Origin of the sequence: Bradyrhizobium sp. BR 10261, from assembly GCF_019455395.1 — a bacterium.
GTDB classification, from domain to species: domain Bacteria; phylum Pseudomonadota; class Alphaproteobacteria; order Rhizobiales; family Xanthobacteraceae; genus Bradyrhizobium; species Bradyrhizobium manausense.
The window spans coordinates 12657-31270 of sequence record NZ_JACOFQ010000039.1 but is presented as its reverse complement, the minus strand read 5'-3'; the positions used below and the strand labels follow the sequence as shown (position 1 = coordinate 31270).

General features: G+C 64.4%; 17 protein-coding genes. 14 read left to right on the top strand and 3 right to left on the bottom strand.

What is annotated here, in order from left to right; genetic code table 11:
* The first annotated feature begins 323 nt into the window (after positions 1 to 323).
* On the top strand, positions 324 to 767 hold the full coding sequence (locus HYH07_RS32175; RefSeq protein ID WP_220006238.1) for an SRPBCC family protein: 444 nt from the start codon (positions 324 to 326) through the stop codon (positions 765 to 767).
* A gap of 225 nt (positions 768 to 992) precedes the next feature.
* Here the strand turns inward: HYH07_RS32175 and HYH07_RS32170 are convergent, their stop codons facing one another.
* The 3 genes from HYH07_RS32170 to HYH07_RS32160 all read right to left on the bottom strand — a co-directional run bounded on the left by HYH07_RS32170 (position 993) and on the right by HYH07_RS32160 (position 3092).
* Positions 993 to 1241 (bottom strand): DUF3551 domain-containing protein, encoded by a 249-nt coding sequence (locus HYH07_RS32170; protein WP_409363927.1) that lies wholly within the window; start codon positions 1239 to 1241, stop codon positions 993 to 995.
* A gap of 75 nt (positions 1242 to 1316) precedes the next feature.
* Positions 1317 to 1676, bottom strand: coding sequence for a hypothetical protein (locus tag HYH07_RS32165; RefSeq protein ID WP_228749891.1), 360 nt, complete (start codon positions 1674 to 1676; stop codon positions 1317 to 1319).
* A gap of 90 nt (positions 1677 to 1766) precedes the next feature.
* Positions 1767 to 3092, bottom strand: coding sequence for an Hsp70 family protein (locus HYH07_RS32160; RefSeq protein WP_220006237.1), 1326 nt, complete (start codon positions 3090 to 3092; stop codon positions 1767 to 1769).
* Positions 3093 to 3370: 278 nt separating this feature from the next.
* Between HYH07_RS32160 and HYH07_RS32155 the strand changes: the two genes are divergently transcribed.
* The 13 genes from HYH07_RS32155 (at position 3371) to HYH07_RS32095 (ending at position 18525) form a co-directional block, all read left to right on the top strand.
* Complete coding sequence (locus tag HYH07_RS32155) at positions 3371 to 3508, top strand: hypothetical protein (protein ID WP_220006236.1); 138 nt, start codon at positions 3371 to 3373, stop codon at positions 3506 to 3508.
* Positions 3509 to 3757: 249 nt separating this feature from the next.
* The gene (oxlT, locus tag HYH07_RS32150) at positions 3758 to 5047 is read left to right on the top strand and encodes an oxalate/formate MFS antiporter (RefSeq protein ID WP_220006235.1); all 1290 of its coding nucleotides are present in this window, start codon (positions 3758 to 3760) and stop codon (positions 5045 to 5047) included.
* 259 nt (positions 5048 to 5306) lie between these two features.
* On the top strand, positions 5307 to 6641 hold the full coding sequence (gene oxlT, locus HYH07_RS32145; protein WP_220006234.1) for an oxalate/formate MFS antiporter: 1335 nt from the start codon (positions 5307 to 5309) through the stop codon (positions 6639 to 6641).
* A gap of 178 nt (positions 6642 to 6819) precedes the next feature.
* Positions 6820 to 7248, top strand: a complete 429-nt coding sequence (locus HYH07_RS32140) for a CBS domain-containing protein (protein WP_220006233.1) — start codon at positions 6820 to 6822, stop codon at positions 7246 to 7248.
* 97 nt (positions 7249 to 7345) lie between these two features.
* Positions 7346 to 8365, top strand: a complete 1020-nt coding sequence (locus HYH07_RS32135) for a 2-dehydropantoate 2-reductase (protein WP_220006232.1) — start codon at positions 7346 to 7348, stop codon at positions 8363 to 8365.
* A complete protein-coding gene (locus tag HYH07_RS32130) occupies positions 8365 to 9150 on the top strand; it encodes a fumarylacetoacetate hydrolase family protein (RefSeq protein ID WP_220006231.1) in 786 nt (261 codons plus the stop codon). Before HYH07_RS32135 ends, HYH07_RS32130 begins: the two co-directional genes overlap by 1 nt.
* 263 nt (positions 9151 to 9413) lie before the next feature.
* Positions 9414 to 10820, top strand: a complete 1407-nt coding sequence (locus HYH07_RS32125; protein WP_220006230.1) for a hypothetical protein — start codon at positions 9414 to 9416, stop codon at positions 10818 to 10820.
* Positions 10821 to 11001: 181 nt separating this feature from the next.
* Positions 11002 to 11205: a hypothetical protein gene (locus HYH07_RS32120; RefSeq protein ID WP_057753092.1), complete on the top strand. Its 204-nt coding sequence runs from the start codon at positions 11002 to 11004 to the stop codon at positions 11203 to 11205.
* A 43-nt stretch (positions 11206 to 11248) separates the two neighbouring features.
* Positions 11249 to 11911: a hypothetical protein gene (locus HYH07_RS32115; RefSeq protein ID WP_220006229.1), complete on the top strand. Its 663-nt coding sequence runs from the start codon at positions 11249 to 11251 to the stop codon at positions 11909 to 11911.
* Between the two features lie 318 nt (positions 11912 to 12229).
* Positions 12230 to 13225: a nitronate monooxygenase family protein gene (locus HYH07_RS32110; protein WP_220006228.1), complete on the top strand. Its 996-nt coding sequence runs from the start codon at positions 12230 to 12232 to the stop codon at positions 13223 to 13225.
* A 25-nt stretch (positions 13226 to 13250) separates the two neighbouring features.
* Positions 13251 to 14222 carry a zinc-binding dehydrogenase gene (locus HYH07_RS32105; protein WP_220006227.1) on the top strand — a complete coding sequence of 324 codons (972 nt, stop codon included), beginning with the start codon at positions 13251 to 13253 and terminating at the stop codon, positions 14220 to 14222.
* Between the two features lie 372 nt (positions 14223 to 14594).
* Positions 14595 to 15968 carry a cation-efflux pump gene (locus HYH07_RS32100; RefSeq protein WP_220006226.1) on the top strand — a complete coding sequence of 458 codons (1374 nt, stop codon included), beginning with the start codon at positions 14595 to 14597 and terminating at the stop codon, positions 15966 to 15968.
* 226 nt (positions 15969 to 16194) lie between these two features.
* Positions 16195 to 18525, top strand: coding sequence for a PAS domain-containing sensor histidine kinase (locus HYH07_RS32095; RefSeq protein ID WP_220006225.1), 2331 nt, complete (start codon positions 16195 to 16197; stop codon positions 18523 to 18525).
* Positions 18526 to 18614 lie beyond the last annotated feature (89 nt).

Sequence of the window (18614 nt, the reverse complement as noted above, 5' to 3'; positions counted from 1 at the left end):
TCGCGAGGCTCAGGCGGCCACGTGGCGAGAGATGTGCGAGGTATTCGGCCCTCACAACGCGCGCTTCAGTGACGAGCGAAGAAGGCGGCGGGTGCCGATGACGTGCGGAAAGTCAGGAGTAATTTCATTGCGCGGCGCTTTCCGTTCATGAAGAAGCCCTCCTTTTTGGAGAGCTCGCGCCATCAAACGCTTGACATAGGTCAAGACCTCGAGGCTCGCAAGAAATTCCGGGACGAATTGTCGGGTCCCGGACGCCTCGTTCGTCCTCGGGCCATGATCGGCCCCTAGACCTCGACGGCGATCAATTCATGAGGATAACAACCATGCCCGGCACTGTCCGCCTGCACCGCGTTCTGACGACCAACCCCGAGAAACTCTATCGCGCCTTCGTGGAGGCGGATGCGCTGGCAAAATGGCTTCCGCCCAACGGCTTCACCTGCACCGTGCATCACCATGAGCCGAAGGTCGGAGGAACTTTCAAGATGTCGTTCCGGAATTTCACGACCGGCAGCGGCCACAGCTTCGGCGGCGAATATCTCGAGCTCGTGCCTGGCGAACGCCTGCGCTACACCGACAGGTTCGACGATCCGAACCTGCCTGGCGAGATCGAGGTGACGGTGGTGCTGAGGAAAGTGCTTGTCGGCACCGAGCTCGACATCACGCAATCAGGCATTCCCGACGCAATCCCGCCGGAAGCCTGCTATCTCGGCTGGCAGGAATCGCTGCGCAACCTTGCGCGCCTGGTCGAGCCCGAGATCAAGCCATAGCAGCGACGTTGGTCTCGTAGGGTGGACAAAGGCGCCCTTGCGCCGTGCCCACGATCTCTACAACACGGCGACGGACGCGTGGGCACGCTCCGCTTTGCCCACCCTACGGCACTGTTGATCGAACACGCAGATGGTTCGCAATGAAGCAGTCTCCATCGCCAACAGATGGTGGGCACGGCGCAAGAGCGCCTTTGCCCACCCTACGCCGCCTGTCAGGATCGCGCTTTAGCTGGCGCCGCCTTGGCGGCGTCTGGAGTTGCGGCCAGACGGTCCCTGCCAATATGGATTCTCCTGGCACATGGCCGAGAGTCCCGAAGCCGTCATCCGGCATTGATCCATCGACGTATAGCTGCAGTCGAAGCTGATGACGCCCCGTGCCTGCCATCTCTGAAGGCACACCGGATAGCGCGGATCATAGCGTTGAGCCGTGGCCGGGGCGGCGCCGAGCACCATTGTCGTACCCACCAGGATCATCCAGCACAGCAAGCGCATCTTTGGGCCTATCCTGAATTTCAGATCGACCGGCCAGTGCGAGCGACGCATCATCGCCTAGTCGATCGTTGCGTTCACCGTGATGACCGACCGTCCTGAGCCGTACGGACCTTTGCCCGATCCGTAGATGGCAAAGGTATCGCTGCCCTTGTAGCCACGCGGCGCCGAGTAGGTAAAGGTCGTGATGTTGACCTGCCTCAGCGCTCCCTGCGCAGGCTTTTGCGCAATGCCTGATGCCGTCATCATGCCGGGAATTCTCATCGGAAAGTTGCAGGTTTCGCCGGATTTGACGGCAATGAACGCGACCATATCGACGCCAAAAGCGGACGGATTTCCCGTGACCCGACAATCCCTCGCATGCGCCGGATCGGCGGCTACGCCAAACGCAAGCACGATCAGGGCGAAGAACCGACGCATGGCTGACCTCCCGTAGCGACCGGAAAATCAAAGTCGGACCCGATCAATCACCATTGATCTGCGTCAACGGTTCGCAACGCCGGCAGAGGCCTACGCGCGGGCCTTCAGCCCGCCATCGGCGGTCCAGCGATCCGGCGCGGGACTGTGCCCGATCAGCGCGAGGCCGTAAGCGATCGACTCGAACTGGTCGCCCGACATCAGCCTCTCGTTGCCGAAGCGGTCGGCGAACAGTTTTCGGACCGCCGGCACGAAGGAGGTGCCGCCGGTCAAAAACACCTTCTCCACCTCGCGCGCGGTGATGCGGGCTTCGCCCAGCACCTTGTCGACGGTGGCGCCGAGGCGCGCGATGTCGTCGGCGATCCAGGACTCGAACTTCTTCCGCCTGATGGCCGAGCCGATGTCGACGCCGCCGCCCCTGAAGCGGAAGTCCACTTCGTCCTTGGCCGACAGCGCGACCTTGGCGTCGGAGACCGCGCGATAGAGCGAGAAGCCGAGATCGAGGTCGACGATGGTGATGAAATCCTCGAGCTGTTCAGGCTTGAGCGCCGTGCGTGCAAGCTCGCGGAGCTCGCGCAGGTCGCCGTTGCTCTTCATCAGCGCGAGCTGATGCCAGCGTGCCAGGTTGGTGTAGTGGCTATTCGGGATCGGCAGCACCTTGTCGAACGAGCGGAAGCTCGAGCCCTTGCCGAGTCGCGGCGAGACGATTTGATCGACGATGCGATAGTCGAACGTGTCGCCGGCAATGCCGATGCCGGCATGGCCGAGCGGCTCGGCGCGCAAATGGCCGCCGGCGCGCGAGAAACGCATCACCGAGAAGTCGCTGGTGCCGCCGCCGAAATCCGCAACCAGCACGGTGGCATCGCGCTCCAGCCTTCGGGCAAAGGAGAACGCCGCACCGACGGGCTCGTAGACATAGCGGGCATGGCCGGCACCGAGACGTTCGAAGGCGGCGCGGTAGCGCTGCATGGCCAAATCATCGTCGGGATTGCCGCCGGCAAAGCGCACGGGACGGCCGACGGTGATGTTCCCCGCCTCGAAGCCGAATTTGTCGCCGCCATGGCGCGCCAGCGTGCGCAGGAATGCAGCCAGGATGTCCTCGAACTTGAAGCGCTGCCGGAACACTTGCGTGGTGTTGAAGCTCGAGCTGGCCGCGAAGGTCTTGAACGATTGCAGGAAGCGGTAGACGTGGCGTCCCTCGAGAAACTGCTCGATCGCCCACGGCCCGCCCTCGGCCTGGGCGCCGGCGCCCGGCCGGTCCTCCCAGAAGCACAGCGCCGAGACGTAGGTGCTGTGGCGTTGCCCGCCGTGGTCGAACCGGATGGCTTCGACCCGGCGGTCGTCCGCCGCGAGGGCGACGACGGTATTGCTGGTTCCAAAATCGATGCCGATCGAGACGGCGGGCGAGGCGCTCGACATGAACACTCTGATGGTTGGATGGAAGGGGGCGCACCACTAACGGCTCCGCACGCTGCTGCCAAGACCTTTGATTGTGCATCGCGTCAGGCAAATAGCCCGGATTCAGCAGCGTTTGGCTGTCTTAAGCCCAAATCGGCTCTCCAACGCATCATTATGCTGCAATGCGAAGAGCTGCATGCTGCTATGCACTGGCATGCATGGACATTGGCATCTGGTATACATAGATTGCCCTTCGAAATGAGACAGCACTACTGACTGTCTCGGGAAAGGGAATTCCGATGTCCAAGACCGCATCCGTCGCGCTCGCGCCCTCCGCCTCGCTGTTGGCCCGCCTCATGGCCGCGATCGACCGCTTCCTGATGGCGAGCGCCGAGATTTCCAACCAGAACGGCGACCTGCCCCGGTTCGGCCTGTAACGAACGGATCCCAGGTCGCGCGCGTCGAATTGTCGCGCCGGTTGCAAATCCAGCGAATTCCTACTTTTGAAGAATGGCTCCGCACTGCGGAGCCATTTCTATTTGGGATCGGCTCACACGTGCACCCTCGATAAAACGAGGTTGCGTCATAAGCGCACAATGGGTCAGGGCGCGCTTGAAGCTTGGCATAATGAATACAAGAATGTCGCCAACGCTCGCTCAAAAGACAGAAGCGCAACCGGAGGATTCATGACGGACATGGTGCAGGCCACAACAGCCCCTTCAGCCGCACGCGTCAGCGACACCTATCGCTGGACGCAATTGGCGATCGGCGTGGCGGCGATGGTGATGATCGCCAACTACCAATATGGCTGGACTTTCTTCGTCCCCGACATCCAGAAGACATTCGGTTGGGATCGCGCCTCAATCCAATGGGCCTTTACGCTGTTTGTTTTGTTCGAGACCTGGCTGGTGCCGGTCGAAGGATGGTTTGTCGATAAATACGGTCCGCGCATCGTCGTGCTGGTCGGCGGCGTGCTCTGCGCGATCGGCTGGGCCATCAACGCGCAGGCCACCACGCTCAACGGCTACTATCTCGGCATGATCATCGCGGGCATCGGCGCCGGTGGCGTCTACGGCACCTGCGTCGGCAACGCGCTGAAATGGTTTCCGGACAAACGCGGTCTTGCAGCGGGCATTACCGCAGCCGGTTTCGGCGCGGGCTCTGCGCTGACGGTCGCGCCGATCCAGGCCATGATCAAGGACTCTGGCTTCCAGACCACCTTCCTCTATTTCGGCCTTGGACAAGGCATCATCATCTGCATCCTCGCCTTCTTCCTGCTGGCGCCGAAAGCGGGCCAGGTGCCGAACGTCGTGGCCAATGCCGCCTTGCAGCAGAGCCGCCGCAACTACCAGCCGACTGAGGTGCTGCGCCAGCCGATCTTTTGGCTGATGTACTTCATGTTCGTGATCGTCGGCGCCGGCGGACTGATGGTGACGGCCAACCTGAAGCCGATCGCGGTCGACTGGAAGGTCGACGCCGTGCCGGTGACGCTGATCGGGATGACCATGACCGCCGTGACGTTCGCAGCGACGATCGACCGCGTGCTCAACGGATTGACGCGTCCGTTCTTCGGCTGGATCTCCGACATGATCGGCCGCGAGAACACCATGTTCATCGCCTTCGGCATGGAAGGCTTCGGCATCTGGATGCTCTATCTCTGGGGCCACGATCCGATCTGGTTCGTGATCCTGTCGGGCTTCGTGTTCTTTGCCTGGGGCGAGATCTACTCGCTGTTCCCCTCGACCTGCACCGACACGTTCGGGGCGAAGTTCGCGACCACCAATGCCGGCCTGCTCTACACCGCCAAGGGCACCGCCGCGTTGCTGGTGCCACTGGCGAACTACATGCAGCAAAGCTCCGGGCATTGGGACAACGTGTTCATCCTGGCTGCCGGCGCCAACATCCTGGCCTCGCTGCTGGCGCTGATGGTGCTGAAACCCTGGCGCAAGGTCGTGGTCGCGCATTCGACCATCTGATCTCGCAATCGCAGCATAATTATCGTGACTCGCGCCCGGCCTCACCGCCGGGCGCTTTCATTTTCCCGAATAGACCTGAATACCGCAAAACCGAAGGAACCCTGCACTTTTCTTGAGCTTGGTCCCAGATAGGGCTTGCATTCTGGAATATGGTATACCAAGCTGCGCGCCGCGCTTGCGACCATAAGCCACAAGATTTGCGACAATCCGTCATATGGGCGGCGCTGTCGTAACCAGACAGGCGCTTGGGAGGTTGTTGATGATTTCCAGCACGGATGGCGCCGTCACGGCCGCGCCTCTTCGCACAGGTTTCCGTTGGCTCCAGCTGGTGATGGGCATCGTCTGCATGGCGATGATCGCCAACCTGCAATATGGCTGGACGCTGTTCGTCGACCCGATCGACGCCAAGTACCATTGGGGTCGCGCCGCGATCCAGCTCGCCTTCACCATCTTCGTCGTCACGGAGACCTGGCTGGTGCCGATCGAGGCCTGGTTCGTCGACAAATACGGCCCGCGCATCGTCATCATGTTCGGCGGTGTGATGATCGCACTGTCCTGGGTGCTCAACTCCTACGCCGACTCGCTTCCCCTGCTCTATACCGCGGCCGTCGTCGGCGGCATGGGCGCAGGCGCGGTGTACGGCACCTGCGTCGGCAATGCGCTGAAATGGTTTCCCGATCGCCGCGGCCTCGCCGCCGGCGCGACGGCTGCCGGCTTCGGCGCGGGCGCAGCGCTCACCGTGGTGCCGATCGCGGCGATGATCGCATCGTCAGGCTACCAGCACGCGTTCCTCACCTTCGGCATCGGCCAGGGCCTGATCGTGTTCGTGCTCGCCTTCTTCATCCAGCCGCCGCGGCTCTCGATCCCGCCGAAGAAGAAGCAGCTCAACCTGCCGCAGACCAAGATCGATTTCACGCCGCCGCAGGTGCTGCGCGCTCCGATTTTCTGGATCATGTATCTCGTCTTCGTCATGGTCGCCTCCGGCGGCCTGATGACCGCGGCCCAGATCGCGCCGATCGCGCACGACTTCAAGATCGCCGACACGCCAGTCTCGCTCGCCGGCTTCCAGATGGCGGCACTGACCTTCGCGATCTCGCTCGACCGCATCTTCGACGGCTTCGGCCGCCCGTTCTTCGGCTTCGTGTCTGATACGATCGGCCGCGAGAACACCATGTTCATCGCCTTCGGCACCGCCGCCTTGATGCTGCTGACGCTGTCGGCCTACGGTCACGTCCCGCTCGTGTTCGTGCTCGCGACCGCGGTCTATTTCGGCGTGTTCGGCGAGATCTACTCGCTGTTCCCCGCCACCTGCGGCGACACTTTCGGCTCGAAGTTCGCGACCACCAACAACGGCATGCTCTACACCGCGAAGGGCACCGCCTCCCTGCTCGTCCCGCTCGCCAGCGTGATCTCGACCGCCTATGGCTGGAAGGCCGTGTTCGTGGTGGCCGTGGCGCTGAACGCGACGGCCGCGCTGATGGCGCTGTTCGTGATCAAGCCGCTGCGCCGCTCCTTCATCCTCGGCAAGGAGGCCGAGAGCGCCAGCCCCGCGACCGCCACCGCCGAGACGCGTGCCAAGACCGGGACGGCGTGAGCCGCGACACATCTTCACGTCGATCAAGGGGGCGCAGTGATGCGCCCCTTTTTCTTTGTCGATGAGGACAAACGTCAGCATTGCTGCCGCAAGAATTTTCGGATGAACCAAATCCAGCGCTTGACGGTTGGCATTATGTATACCACACTCCCTGCATCGTTCACCCAGGGAGGTTGCCATGCTGGTCGGAGACATTCTGCGCAAGAAGACGCCGCGCGTCGTCACGGTGCGAATGAACGAAACGGTGGGTGTTGCCGCCAAGCTGATGCGGGCCAACAACATCAGCGCGCTGGTGGTGAAGGACGTGGTCCGCTCGGAAGGAAACACCGCGGTCGGCATGTTCACCGAGCGCGATGTGGTGCGCGCGGTTGCCGAGCATGGCGCGGGTGCCATCAACGTCAAGGTCTCGCAGCTCGTCTCGGTGCAGCAGCTCGTCTCCTGCACCTCCTCTGACACGATCGAGCATGTCCGGCATCTGATGAACCGGAATCACATCCGGCACCTGCCCGTGATCGACGACTACAGCCTCGTCTCCGTCATCAGCATGCGCGACATCGCCGCTGCGGTTGACGAGGCCCTCAACGGCGCGCCGCAAGCGGCGGCGTAAGAAACCGCACTCTTCCCTGCGACTGTCGGCCGGCTCGGACACATCCGAGCCGGACCGGATCCTTCGTCCGAAAATTCCGGTACCCCGCGAGGATTTCATGAAGATCTGCATCTACGGCGCCGGCGCGATCGGCGGATATCTCGGCGTGCAGCTGGCCCGCGCAGGCGCCGATGTCAGCCTGGTCGCGCGCGGCGCGCATCTCGCCGCGATGCGCGAGCGCGGCTTGACACTCCTCGCCGGCGAGGAGACGCACACCGTCCATCCCCGCTGCACCGACAATGCGGCCGAGCTCGGCGTGCAGGACTATGTCATCGTCACGCTGAAAGCGCATTCGATCACCGGCGTGATCGAGAAGATGCAGCCGCTGCTTGGGCCGCACACCCGCATCGTCACCGCGGTCAACGGCATCCCCTATTGGTATTTTTACAAGCACGGCGGCGCGTATGAGAACGCGACCTTGGAGAGCATCGATCCCGGCGGTCGGCAGTGGCGCGAGCTCGGGCCTGACCGCGCGATCGGTTGCATCGTCTATCCCGCCACCGAGATCGAAGCGCCCGGCCTGATCCGCCACGTCTACGGCAACAATTTCCCGCTCGGCGAACCATCAGGCGAAATTACTGATGACGTGCAGCGCCTCGCCGAGCTCTTCGTCGCCGCAGGGCTGAAGGCCCCGGTGCTCGACCGCATCCGCGATGAGATCTGGCTCAAGCTGTGGGGCAATGTCTGCTTCAACCCGATCAGCGCGCTGACCCATGCGACGCTCGACGTGATCTGCAGCGATCCCGCCACGCGCGCGCTGTCGCGTGCGATCATGGTGGAGACGCAAGCCATCGCCGAAACCTTCGGCGTCAAGTTCCGCGTCGATGTCGAGCGCCGCATCGAGGGCGCCCGCAAGGTCGGCGCGCACAAGACCTCGATGCTGCAGGATCTCGAGCGCGGCCGTCCGATGGAGATCGACCCGCTCGTCACCGTGGTGCAGGAGATGGGGCGCTTGACCAGGATCCCGACGCCCGCGCTCGACTCCGTGCTGGCGATGGTGACCCAGCGCGCCCGCATCGCCGGCCTCTATGACGGCATCTCCGCGCCCATTGATCCGCGCGCGCTGGCGGTGGCGTGATGAGCACCGCGATAACGAAATGGCTGCGCTTCCGCCACGCCGGCAGCACCGGCTTCGGCACGCTGACCTCGTCAGGCATCAGCGTGCATGAGGGCGAGATGTTCGGCCGGAATGCTGCGACCGGCAAGATCCTGGCGTTGACGGAGGTCGAGCTGCTGGCGCCCTGCGCGCCCAGCAAGATCGTCGCGCTCTGGAATAATTTTCATGCCCTCGCGGCCAAGCTGAACCAGCCAGAACCGCCTGAGCCGCTCTATCTCCTCAAGGCCACCACCACCATCACGACGCCGGGCGCGGTGATCCGCCGTCCGTCCTATTACGACGGCAAGACCACCTATGAGGGCGAGCTCGGCATCGTCATCGGCAAGACCTGCGCACGCGTCTCGCCTGATGAAGCGAATGGCTTCATCTTCGGCTATACCTGCGTCAACGACATCACCGCCAACGACATCCTGACCAACGACCCCACTTTTCCGCAATGGGCCCGCGCCAAGGGCATCGACGATTACGGCCCGTTCGGACCTGTGATCGCGACCGGCCTCGATCCGGCCAAGCTCACGGTCCGCACCATCCTCAATGGCGCGGAGCGGCAGAACTATCCGATCTCCGACATGATCTTTTCCGCGCAGGCCCTGGTCAGCAAGATCTCGCACGACATGACCCTGCTCCCCGGCGACCTCATCGCGGTCGGCACCTCGGTCGGCGTCGGCGTGATGAAGGAGCCGGTGAATACAGTGACGGTCGCGATCGACGGCATCGGCGAGCTGACCAACGAGTTCAGGCTGTAACCTCTCGGCGTCACGGCCGCGTTCTCCTCCGTCATTCCGGGCGCGACGAAGTCGCGAGCCCGGAATCCATTTCGCCACCGTCTCTGCTGCCTGATGGATTCCGGGCTCGGCGCTTCCGCGCCGCCCCGGAATGACGATTGCGAAGCACCCCGCCTGTGGATCGCGCCGTCCAACACCTCCGGCCGCCGGCCCGCCCCTTGATCTCGGTTCCGCTCTCCAATAGCAATTATGGCGAAAATGTGCGCGGACGTGAGGACGTCGCCATGTGGCTGTTTTTGCTGGTTGCCTGGTTTGTCCTGCTCGTCGCCATCGCGTTTCTCGCCCCGCAGGCGTTTGGTTACGACATCACCCATTTGCCGGGCGCCTTCATCGCCCTGCCGGTGCCGCAGCGCATCGCGGCTGGTGCGATCGTGCTGGCCGGTCTGGCGCTGATCGGCGCCTCGGCCTTTCGGCTCTCACATCAGGACCGGCGCCTCGACAGCTTGCGCGACCGCCTCAAGAAGACCCGGGAGGACGTCGTGGTCGCGCACGCCCTCCAAAACCATCTCGACGCCACCGTCCAGCACCTGATCGAGAGCGATCCCCGGGGGGCTGTCGCCGCATTGCATGACAAGCTCGGCGAGACCGAGCAGCGCGCGCTGCTCCAGCAGGGCCGCAACCAGTCGACCGACATGCACGACCAGCTCGCCGAGATCCGCCGCCGCCAGCAGACGGTGCGCGAGATCGTCGGCAAGGTCGCCGATCAGCGCCGCACGGTCGAGCCCGTCTTCACCGAGATCCGCGACCGCCAGAACCAGCTCGAACGCGCGCTGCTCGACCTCGAGACCGACGATCGCAAGAACAATCTGGCCGACCGGCTGAAGGATATTGCCCGTGACGTGTCGACGCTGCTCGGCCGGGTCAACGCGGTGCAGGACACATTTGCGAGGCTCAACCAGTACAAGGAAGATCTGGCGAAATCCCACGCCGAGCTGGTGCCGCTGCGCTCGTCCGACGCAGGCATCAACGCCCTGATTGCCGAGCTCGGCCTCAGCTACGATCGTCTCGCCAAGAGCGTCGACGAGCTCGAAACCGGCGGCGAGACCCCGCTCAGCACACGCGTCGAGACGCTGTCGAAAAACAAGGATGAGATCGAGCAGCGCCTCGCCCGCATCGACGACAGCGCCAACATCCTGAAAAGCATCCGGTTCGATTTCGAGGAGCTCGCCCAAAGCCGGGCCCAGCTCGAACGCTCGCTCAACGAGGTCGAGACCGACGCTGACGGCAGGACCCTCGTCGATCGCCAGAACGCGCTGAACGATTTCGTCCTGCAGTCGCGCCAGCGGCTGGCTGCGTTGCAGGAAACGCTGGCGACGCTGAACGCTTTCAAGACGGAGCTGTCGAAATCGCAAGCCGATCTCGTGCCGCTGAAGGCGCCGGTGTTCGGCATCGAGGCCATGATCACCGAGGTCAGCGCCACCAGGGATCTCCTGGCCAAGTCCGTCGGCGAGATCGAGGCGGGCGGCGGCACCACTCTCACCTCGCGTGTCGATGCGCTGACCAAGAGCAAGCGCGAGGTCGAAGACCGCCTCGCCCGCATCTTCGAGAATTTCAACGCGCTCGATGCCTTGCGCAAGGACATCGGCGGCATCTTCTCGACCATCCGCAACAGCCTGAACCGGATCGGGTGAGTTGCTCGGCGGGATGGGCAGAGTGCAGCGAAACATTTCGACCCACATCACATCTGCGCGCGCCCAAGAGATGCCGCCAACATGTCTCGCCGCTGCCGCACTGTGGTCGCATTCCGACGTCCATCTCTGAGGCGTGTCTGGGGGCACGGCTCAGCCGTGCTTGGGCCAAACTGCTAGGGGTATGACTGTGAAGAAGATTGTATTTGTTCTGGGTGCGACGCTTGCTCTGGTGACGGCTGCGAACGCTGCAGATTTGCCGCGCCGCCAGCCCGTGCCGGTCTATCCGGCCGAGCAGGCTCCGATCGGCAAGATGCCCATCGGCAAGGGTCCCGTTGGCAAGGCCCCGATCGGCAAGGCGCCCGGCCCGGTTGCTGCGCGCTACTGAGGCGCCAGCGAACGAAAAGCGGCCGACAGTCGAGGGGCACAGCGTGACGAACAAGTTTGATCGATCGGAATCCTGCATCCTTGCGGGCCTTGCGCTCGCGACCATGATCGCGTGCGTGATGCCGTCGGCTTCGGCCCAACAAACGAAACACGAAACGAACAAGCGCATGGCCGATGCCAGTGCGCTTGTCTCGACCGACACCGCATCGCGCGCCACGCCGCAAGCGACGCGGCGCTCGGTGACGCGGGCGGAGAAAGGCCCCTACTACGTCGACTTCCGCGCGCGGACGGCGGCGAGCTGGGGCCATGCCTTCGTCTGGTACGGCAAGACCAGCGAGCGCGCCGTCGAGGTCGCGGGGCTGACGCCTGCCGGCGACACCTGGACCTACGTGCTTGGCCATCTCACCTGGGTGCCATCGGAGACCGGCGCCAGCTACGGCGATCTCGATCCGGACTATCTGACCGCGAGCTATCGCGTCTATCTGAACGAAGCAGACGCCAAGCGCGTATTCGCCTATATCGAGAAGCTGAAGGCAAGCTCGCCGGTCTGGAACGCCGAGACCACCAATTGCACCGGCTTCATCGGCGACATCGCCGAGTACATGGGCCTGAAAGTGCCGTATCGCTGGCAGCGCCCGGAAAACTTCGTCAACAGCCTGAAAGAGATGAACGGCGGCCGGCAGATGGTGCGGCTGTCGGCGGAGTAGCTCCCGCTACTTACTCGGTGTCATTGCCCGCGCAGGCGGGCAATCCAGTATTCCAGAGACAGCGAGGCTAGAACCGAGAAGCTGCGGCGTACTGGATACCCCGCCTGCGCGGGGTATGACGACGGAGTTCGAGGAACAAGCTTGCCTCATCGGCGCAACGGCGCCGCCCCAATTGTCCGCCGCACGGAATCGCCCTCATCCCCGCATGGGGCCCCGCCCCCACCGCACGCCCCCGCAATAGACTTTTCCTGACCCGGCCGGCATCCTCCCGCCATCAACCGATAACAGAGCGCCAACGCGAGGCGCGGGGGAAACGTCATGCTGCAAACACGGTTCACAAAGCTTGTCGGTGTCGAGCACCCGATCGTCCAGGGCGGCATGCAGTGGGTTGGGCGCGCCGAACTGGTCGCGGCGGTCGCCAATGCCGGCGCGCTCGGCTTCATCACCGCGCTGACCCAGCCGACGCCGGAGGACCTGACCCGCGAGATCGCGCGCTGCCGCGATCTCACCGACAAGCCGTTTGGCGTCAATCTCACCATCCTGCCGGCGATCAAGCCGCCGCCTTATGCCGAATACCGCGCCGCCATCATCGAGGCCGGGATCAAGGTGGTCGAGACCGCCGGCAACAGGCCGCAGGAGCATGTCGACGAGTTCAAAAGGCACGGCGTCAAGGTCGTGCACAAATGCACCAGCGTCCGCCATGCGCTCTCGGCCGAGCGGATGGGCGTCGACGCCATCTCGATCGACGGGTTCGAATGCGCCGGCCATCCCGGCGAGGACGATACCCCCGGCCTGATCCTGATCCCGGCCGCCGCCAACAAGGTCAAGATTCCCATGATCGCCTCCGGAGGCTTTGCCGATGCCCGCGGCCTGGTCGCGGCGCTGGCGCTCGGGGCCGAGGGCATCAACATGGGCACCCGCTTCATGGCGACCAAGGAGAGCCCGATCCACCAGCTCATCAAGGAGAAGATCGTCGCCAACGACGAGCGCGAGACCGAGCTGATCTTCCGCACCATGCGCAACACCTCGCGCGTCGCCAAGAACGAGATCTCGACCAAGGTCGTCGCCATGGAGAAGGAAGGCGCCAGGTTCGAGGACATCCGCGAGCTGGTTGCGGGTGCCCGCGGCAAGATGGTCTATGCCACAGGCAATTCGGACGAAGGCATCTGGTCAGCCGGCCAGGTGCAGGGCCTGATCCAGGACATCCCGAGTTGCGGCGAGCTGATCTCCCGCATCGTCCGGGAGGCGGAGGCGATCATCCGCGGCCGGCTCGAAGGCATGATCGTTCAACCAAACGCGCAAGCCGCGGAATAGTCACTGCAAGAAGCGAGAGCAATTCATGAAGGCTTACGTCTACGGCGCTGAAGGCGCTCGGATTTCCGACGTCGCTCAACCCAAGCCGAAAGGCACGCAGGTGCTGGTGCGCGTCCGCGCCTGCGGTCTCAATCGCGCCGACACCGGCATGCGCAAGGGCCACGCCCATGGCGCGGCCGGCGGCGTCGGCACCGTGCTCGGCATGGAATGGGCCGGCGAAGTGGCCGAGCTCGGCCCCGATGCGAAGGGCGTCAAGATAGGTGACCGCATCATGGGCTCCGGCGGTGCGGCCTTCGCCGAATACACGCTTGCCGACCACGGCCGGCTGTTCCGCGCGCCCTCGAACATGAATTTCGAGGAGGCCGCCACCCTGCCCGTCGCGCTCGCCACCATGCACAACGCCGTCGTCACCGTCGGTGGCGTGCAGCCGGGGCAGGCCGTGCTGATCCAGGGCGCGAGCTCGGGCGTCGGCTTGATGGCAATGCAAATCGCAAAGCTCAAGGGCGCAAGGCTGGTGATCGGATCCTCGACCGATGCCTATCGCCGCGGACGGCTGAAGGACTACGGCGCCGAGCTCGCGGTCGATTCCTCCGATCCCAAATGGGTCGACGACGTGCTGAAGGCGACCGGCGGCGAAGGCGTCGACCTCATCGTCGACCAGGTCTCCGGCAAGGTCGCCAACCAGAACCTCGCGGCAACGAAGATCCTGGGCCGCATCGTCAATGTCGGCCGGCTCGGCGGCACCCATGCCGACTTCAACTTCGACCTCCATGCCGCCCGCCGCATCTCCTATATCGGCGTCACCTTCCGCACCCGCAGCATCGAGGAGGTCCGCGCGATCTTTGAGGAGGTCCGCAAGGACATCTGGGGCGCGGTGGAATCGCGAAAGCTTCAGCTGCCGATCGACAAGGTCTATGCGTTTTCCGACATCGACAAGGCGTTCGAGCACATGGAGGCGAACAAGCACCTGGGGAAGATTGTCGTGACGGTGCCGTAGCTCTGGCCGCGGCCGTCATTCCGGGGCGATGCGAAGTCACTCCGGCGGCGGTGCCGTAGGGTGGGCAAAGCGGAGCGTGCCCACGATTTGTGAGCGATCATGGAAGAATCGTCGGCACGGCGCTTTGCGCCTTTGCCCACCCTACGAGATTCTCTGCTGGTCATGGCCGGGCTTGACCCGGGCATCCACGTCTTGGCGGCTTGGCACGAAGAACGTGGATGCCCGGGACAAGCCCGGGCATGACGGAGCAAGTGGCATAAGCCACCCTTCAATTCGGAAGCATTCGCAACAGCTTCTATTCTGCAACTCACTCGCGGCCAGTTCTGTGGATCGTCGCTTGATGTTCGCGAACGCCCTGCTAAATCCCCCGCCATGAGCGGACAACACGACAAGACATCGGTCGCGGCCATCTCGATCCTGGCCAGCGGCGGCATGGCGGCGGCCAAATTCGTGGTCGGGATCGCAATCGGATCGCTGGCGCTGATCTCCGAGGCGCTGCACTCCTCCATCGACCTGGTCGCGACCATCATCACCTGGGCGGTGGTGCGGGTCTCGGACAAGCCGGCCGACGACGAGCACCATTACGGCCACGGCAAGCTCGAGAGCGTCTCCGCGCTTGGCGTGACCGCCCTGCTCTATGTGCTCGCCGGCGGCATCCTCGTCGAATCCTACAGCCGGCTGCGCGAGGGAACCCCGCCGCCGACGATCTCGGCCGTGCCATTCGTGGTGCTGGTGCTCGACATCGCCGTCAATCTCTGGCGCGCCCGCGCCCTGCACAAGGCCGCGCGGGAGACGCGGAGCCAGGCGCTCGCGGCCGACGCGCTGCATTTTGCCTCCGATGTCATGGGCTCATTCGCTGTTATCATCGGACTGATCCTTGCGGCCCTCGGCTTCTGGTGGGGCGACGCGGTGGCCGCCGCCGCGGTCGCCGTGATGATCGCCCTGCTCGGCCTGCGCATGGCGGGCTCGACGGTGCAGACGCTGGTCGACCGCGCGCCGGAAGGGGCACAGGACAAGGCCACCGCCGCCATCCGCAGCGTGCCCGGCGTGATCGACGTCGAGCGGCTGCGCGTGCGCATGGTCGGGGCGACCACCTTCATCGACAGCATCGTCAAGGTGCCCAGGACCTACCCGATCGACCGCGTCGAAGGCATCAAGCGCAACGCCGAAGCCGCCCTCGCCAAGGCCTTCGGCGATGCCGACCTGTCCTTCACGGCCGTCCCCGTCGCGCGCGACAACGAGACCGTGCGCGACCGCATCATGGTGATCGCGCGCAATTCGGGCCTCGCCATCCACCACGTCACGGTGCACGATCTCGTCGCGAAGCTGATCGTCAGCATCGACCTCGAGGTCGACGCCGACATGCAGCTCGAGGCCGCCCACGACGTCGCCAACAGGCTGGAGCGCAGCATCCAGGAAGAGTTCGGCGCTGACGTCGAGGTCGACGTCCATATCGAGCCGCTGGAGCCGGAACTGCCGTTCGGCGCCGATGCCGCGCCCGACAGGGTACAGACCATCGCCGCCGCACTCGCCGAATATGCCGCCGGCGGCGAGATTCACGACATCCATAATGTGCGCGTCCGCGACACCGAAGGCGGCGAGATCGTCAACTTCCATTGCCGCGCCGCGCCGTCGATGAGCGTGATCAAGGTGCATGAGCAAGTCGATGCGATCGAGCGCCGCTTGCGCCGCGCGTTCCCGAGCGTGAAGCGCGTCATCAGCCACGCCGAACCACCGCGCGCGTGAGGCGGAAAGCGCGAGGAGTCACGCGTTCTCGTTTCGGACTCCTGATGCACGTGAGTTTGCGGAGCAGAAGCCGCGCAAAGTCTGCATTGGATAAGAATTATTTCGCGTTAACCTTTCGTTGACTCTCGACAGCCTGCGCAAACTGGATTCAAATCGCTGTGATTCGAAAGGGTTGTGGGGCTGCTTTCGAATGGTGTTGCAGACAGGTTTTCAGGGGGCCGAAGGCATGGCGCGCGCAGACGCCGCGAACGCGTGCGTCCAATCCGATTCGATCAAGGGATTGGCGCAATCGATCGCGAAACCTGCCTATCATCGGCTGCTGATCGCGGAGCCGGCGCTGCGTCGCGCCGTGCCGACGCTCATCATTGCCTTCCTCATCACGATCTGCCTCGGCGCGTTCGTCCAGGTCGTCGACCAGACACGCCAGAAGCGCCTGGTGATCCAGAACGACATCTCGATGCTCGCCGAGCTGCTCGCCGAGCGCATCGACCGCGCGACCTCGCTCCGCGCCGAGCGGCTGAAGGCCATCGAGAACCTGCCGACGCTGCTGCCCGACATGATCCCGAACAAGGCCAGGGTCTCGGGCCGCCACGTCGTCGTCACCTCGGCCGGCGTCAACGGTCACATCCTCGCCCGCATTCCGATCGACAGCGATCCAGCAGGCAACGACCGCCTGCTCGATGCGATCACCACCGCACAGCTGCTAGCGGCGCCGCCGCGCGACAACACCATCGTGGACATGACGCTGCCTGACGGCAACGTGGCGCTGGCGACCGCGCGGCCGATCAAGTCGTTGCCGGGTCTCGTCACGGTGATCCAGGAGCGCAACGAGCCGATCTGGGGCTCGGACGCGGCGCTGTCGGTGACGCTGTCGGCGACCACGGGCTTCGTCGTCCTGATCCTCGGCTTTGCCTTCCACTGGCAGTCGACCCGCGCCCGCGAAGGCGACCTCATCAACGACGCGGTGCGCGGCCGCATCGACACCGCGCTCAACCGCGGCCGCTGCGGCCTGTGGGACTGGGACCTGTCGCGCGGCCGGATCTTCTGGTCGCAATCGATGTTCTCGATGCTGGGCCTCGACGGCCGCAACGAGCTGCTCACTTTCGGCGAGGTCAACGCGCTGGTGAAGTCCGACGATATCGACCTGTTCGAGATCGCCGACCAGCTGATCTCCGGGAAGATCGACCACATCGACCAGACCTTCCGCATGCAGCACGTCGACGGCCACTGGATCTGGCTGCGCGTCCGCTGCGAGCGAACCCGCGGCGCAAGTGATGCCGGCATGCACCTGATCGGCATCGCGGTCGACATCACCGAGCAGAAGAGCCTCGCCGAGCGGACCGTGGAAGCCGACCTGCGCCTGCGCGATGCGATCGAGACCATTCCGGAAGCCTTCGTGCTGTGGGACGCCAGCGACCGCCTGGTGCTCTGCAACTCGCACTTCCAGCGCCTGCACAAGCTGCCCGACACCGCGGTGATCCCCGGCACCTCCTACGAGACCGTGCTGGAAGTCGGCCGCATGCCCGAGGTCCGCACCCGCCACAACGAGACCGGTGCCCAGGGCCCGGGCGCGCGCACCTTCGAGGCCCAGCTCGACGACGGCAGCTGGCTGCATATCAGCGAGCGTCGGACCAAGGACGGCGGCTACGTTTCCGTCGGCACCGACATCACCCGCATCAAGGAGCACGAGCAGAAGCTCGTCGACAACGATCTGCGCCTGCGCGCCACCGTCATCGACCTCAAGCGCTCGCAGGCCGCGCTGGAACGCCAGACCATCGAGCTCGCCGACCTCGCCGAGAAGTACCAGCGCGAGAAGACCCGCGCCGAGGAAGCCAACCAGACCAAGTCCAAGTTCCTCGCCAATATGAGCCACGAGCTGCGCACGCCGCTCAACGCCATCATCGGCTTCTCCGAGATCATGGGCTCGGGCATGTTCGGCGAGCTGGGCTCCGAGAAGTACCAGGAATACTGCCACGACATCCTGACCAGCGGTCACTATCTGCTCGAGGTCATCAACGACATCCTCGACATGTCCAAGATCGAGGCCGGCCGCATGAAGCTCGACATGGAAGAGCTCGACCTGTCGCAGACGCTGGCTGAATCCTTGCGCGTCGTCGCCGGCCGGGCTCAGGACAAGCACCTCGAGCTCGATGCCGACATCGGGAAATCGATCTCCGTCGTCGCCGACCGCCGCGCCACCAAGCAAATCGTCGTCAACCTTTTGTCCAACGCCGTGAAGTTCACGCCCGACGGCGGCCGCATCGTGGTGCGCAGCCGGCAGCTCGAGGACAGGATCGTGCTGATGATCGCCGATACCGGCATCGGCATCGCGCCGCACTCGCTGGCGCGGCTCGGACGTCCGTTCGAGCAGGTCGAGAGCCAGCTCACCAAGACCTATCACGGCTCGGGCCTCGGCCTCGCGATCGCCCGCTCACTGGCCCAGCTCCACGGCGGCTCGATGAAGCTGCGCTCCAGGCTGGAAGTCGGCACCGTCGTCCGCGTGACGCTGCCGCGCGACGCCGTCAAGGCGGCGTCAGGGATTTCGGCGGCGGCGTAGGGCTCAATGAGCTCTGGTTGAATCGAAGCGACCCAAGAGCACCGCTCCGGTAGGGTGGGCAAAGGCGCACTTGCGCCGTGCCCACGCTG

Excerpts from the sequence above, each read along its gene's own strand:
- HYH07_RS32125 (WP_220006230.1), top strand. The coding sequence starts at position 9,414 with ATGTGGCTGTTTTTGCTGGTTGCCTGGTTTGTCCTGCTCGTCGCCATC.
- HYH07_RS32135 (WP_220006232.1), top strand. The coding sequence starts at position 7,346 with ATGAAGATCTGCATCTACGGCGCCGGCGCGATCGGCGGATATCTCGGC.
- HYH07_RS32120 (WP_057753092.1), top strand. The coding sequence starts at position 11,002 with ATGACTGTGAAGAAGATTGTATTTGTTCTGGGTGCGACGCTTGCTCTG.
- oxlT (WP_220006235.1), top strand. The coding sequence starts at position 3,758 with ATGACGGACATGGTGCAGGCCACAACAGCCCCTTCAGCCGCACGCGTC.
- HYH07_RS32165 (WP_228749891.1), bottom strand. The coding sequence starts at position 1,676 with ATGCGTCGGTTCTTCGCCCTGATCGTGCTTGCGTTTGGCGTAGCCGCC.
- HYH07_RS32095 (WP_220006225.1), top strand. The coding sequence starts at position 16,195 with ATGGCGCGCGCAGACGCCGCGAACGCGTGCGTCCAATCCGATTCGATC.
- HYH07_RS32160 (WP_220006237.1), bottom strand. The coding sequence starts at position 3,092 with ATGTCGAGCGCCTCGCCCGCCGTCTCGATCGGCATCGATTTTGGAACC.
- HYH07_RS32155 (WP_220006236.1), top strand. The coding sequence starts at position 3,371 with ATGTCCAAGACCGCATCCGTCGCGCTCGCGCCCTCCGCCTCGCTGTTG.
- HYH07_RS32105 (WP_220006227.1), top strand. The coding sequence starts at position 13,251 with ATGAAGGCTTACGTCTACGGCGCTGAAGGCGCTCGGATTTCCGACGTC.
- HYH07_RS32170 (WP_409363927.1), bottom strand. The coding sequence starts at position 1,241 with ATGATCCTGGTGGGTACGACAATGGTGCTCGGCGCCGCCCCGGCCACG.
- HYH07_RS32110 (WP_220006228.1), top strand. The coding sequence starts at position 12,230 with ATGCTGCAAACACGGTTCACAAAGCTTGTCGGTGTCGAGCACCCGATC.
- oxlT (WP_220006234.1), top strand. The coding sequence starts at position 5,307 with ATGATTTCCAGCACGGATGGCGCCGTCACGGCCGCGCCTCTTCGCACA.
- HYH07_RS32175 (WP_220006238.1), top strand. The coding sequence starts at position 324 with ATGCCCGGCACTGTCCGCCTGCACCGCGTTCTGACGACCAACCCCGAG.
- HYH07_RS32130 (WP_220006231.1), top strand. The coding sequence starts at position 8,365 with ATGAGCACCGCGATAACGAAATGGCTGCGCTTCCGCCACGCCGGCAGC.
- HYH07_RS32100 (WP_220006226.1), top strand. The coding sequence starts at position 14,595 with ATGAGCGGACAACACGACAAGACATCGGTCGCGGCCATCTCGATCCTG.
- HYH07_RS32140 (WP_220006233.1), top strand. The coding sequence starts at position 6,820 with ATGCTGGTCGGAGACATTCTGCGCAAGAAGACGCCGCGCGTCGTCACG.